General features: G+C 28.3%; 3 protein-coding genes. All 3 read left to right on the top strand.

Annotated elements, in window-relative coordinates; translation table 11 throughout:
- Window positions 1-101 precede the first annotated feature (101 nt).
- The 3 genes from ACGH80_RS11725 (at window position 102) to ACGH80_RS11715 (ending at window position 1820) form a co-directional block, all read left to right on the top strand.
- A complete protein-coding gene (locus tag ACGH80_RS11725) occupies window positions 102-620 on the top strand; it encodes a hypothetical protein (RefSeq protein ID WP_411578988.1) in 519 nt (172 codons plus the stop codon).
- A gap of 223 nt (window positions 621-843) precedes the next feature.
- The gene (locus tag ACGH80_RS11720; protein ID WP_411578987.1) at window positions 844-1212 is read left to right on the top strand and encodes a hypothetical protein; all 369 of its coding nucleotides are present in this window, start codon (window positions 844-846) and stop codon (window positions 1210-1212) included.
- A gap of 65 nt (window positions 1213-1277) precedes the next feature.
- Window positions 1278-1820, top strand: a complete 543-nt coding sequence (locus tag ACGH80_RS11715; protein ID WP_411578986.1) for a hypothetical protein — start codon at window positions 1278-1280, stop codon at window positions 1818-1820.
- The last annotated feature ends 116 nt before the right edge of the window (window positions 1821-1936 follow it).

The raw sequence follows: 1936 nt of genomic DNA, 5'->3' as shown, positions 1-1936 counted from the left end.
AAACGGAATAAAAAGGCTGTTTTATTTGTTTTTTTACTTGCGTTTTTACGTGTTATTTTATATAATAATTACAAGTTAAACAATTAAAGAAAGGTAAAACAATGATTATTGAAAACGAAGATTTTTTATTTGAATCTATTAACAAAATGGCTAAAGATTATTTTCTGTTTTTTGAAGTTACTGAAGATGTTGGATATAACTCGGAAATTCAAGAAGTCTTTCATCGAAAAGGTGATGTTATCATAATTAATAATTATTCAATTGAAAGTCGTGAAGATGGTTATTATGTAGGAAATGTAAATATAAAAAGCTTAGGAAACGTGGTTGGAATGTTTGATAAATGTTTTTTCCCTAAAACCCCTAATTTTTCAGCAACTGAGAGTTACATAACAGACGAATGCCCATTACCAATACAATATTTAGAAAAACTAATTGATGATAATTATATTGCTGTAGAATTTATCGATGGAAGCAAAGGGTGGGTTGATGCATACGAGAAAGAATTTTATGGCGAACCAAGTGGAGAGATTCTTTTGAATGTCCATTTTGGCGATGATTCATTTGAGTTCTGTCTTTCATCAAATATTAAGAAAATAGTTAGTATAAAACCTAAAAAATAATAAGATCGTAATGCCAAAACAAAGGGGACTTATGTAAAGTCCCTTTTTTTATGGTTGTTTTATGAGCAAATGAAAAAAAAGCTTTATTTGTTTTTTTGCTTGCTTTTTTGCATGTTATTTTATATAATAATTACAAGTTGAATGGTTAACCAAACAACGAAACTAAGCCCTAATATAGGGGTTTTGTTAAATAAATTAATCTCTCAATAGAGGATGTTAAAGTATGAATATTAATGCTCAAGAAAAACGAAACAAACAAAAAGACAAAGAAACGAGAGTTGTTGTTAATACATGTGAATATCTAATAAATAAAGGTTTTACTCCAACATTACTAAATGGTAAAAAATTTAATTTTGACGACTTACTAGTCTTACACTCTCAACTTTTTGAAAAAAACTACAATGATGGTAACTGCAATATTGACGGTGAAGAAATTTTTCTTAACCTCACTATCAATAATCTTCAGTCCGATTGGATTTCTTTTAAACCTGGTTGTGGGTTTAGATATGTAATTACTGGGTATAGTGATACTTTGTGTGATTATATGTATGCTATACAAGCACTTATAAATTATATTCAATTATATCATTAAAGGTACTTTAAGTAATAAAGAATGGAGTGATTTGTTAAAACGTTTAAATAAAATGGAGATCCAAAATGATACAAGTATCTAAACCAAAAAAAATAAAAGCATATACAAATATGCCTGTTGTCTCTCCCAAAAATCTATCTGTTAATGATATTAATAATTTAGTGGGATTTAATGTTGAATCTCTATTCACAAAAGCTACTGATGTCTTTGGTGATAATTTAGAAAAAGATAGAATTCAAAAATCATATTTGCGTAATTTGTTAATTATTTATCTTAAATTTAGTTATGTTCCAGTAAAAGATATTTCATTTATTATGAATTTATCTACTTCAAGAGTATTTAAAATAATAAATAGATCAATGATTCCAATTTTTGGTAAAAGCATTGAAGCTGATTTCAGAACGTTTTATATTCTTTATAAACGGATTAAGCCTATTTCAGAAACATCTTTCACGTTTGAAGAAGAAATTGAGAATGATATAAAACAACGGTTTTTTATTTTTATTAGAAGTGTCATGGAGCATTATCTTTATTATTGGCATTATAAAGACGAACAACTAACAAGTAATATCATTCGTTTAGCTACAGAGTACAAAAAGCTTGCATAATTTTGGGGCATTTTCCTGCGGAAATCGGGCTATATTTTCACTAGCTGAAGCTAGTAAAAACTCAAACCTGCGGTTTTCGCCCATTCGGGTAACTATCCCTATGCCGTCCCCCTCAT

It is taken from the genome of Gilliamella sp. BG1 (assembly GCF_046635625.1).
Lineage (GTDB): Bacteria > Pseudomonadota > Gammaproteobacteria > Enterobacterales > Orbaceae > Gilliamella > Gilliamella bombi.
This window is presented reverse-complemented; position numbering and strand designations above follow the sequence as displayed.

Coding starts and splice junctions, on each gene's coding strand:
- ACGH80_RS11725 (WP_411578988.1), top strand. CDS start 102: ATGATTATTGAAAACGAAGATTTTTTATTTGAATCTATTAACAAAATG.
- ACGH80_RS11720 (WP_411578987.1), top strand. CDS start 844: ATGAATATTAATGCTCAAGAAAAACGAAACAAACAAAAAGACAAAGAA.
- ACGH80_RS11715 (WP_411578986.1), top strand. CDS start 1,278: ATGATACAAGTATCTAAACCAAAAAAAATAAAAGCATATACAAATATG.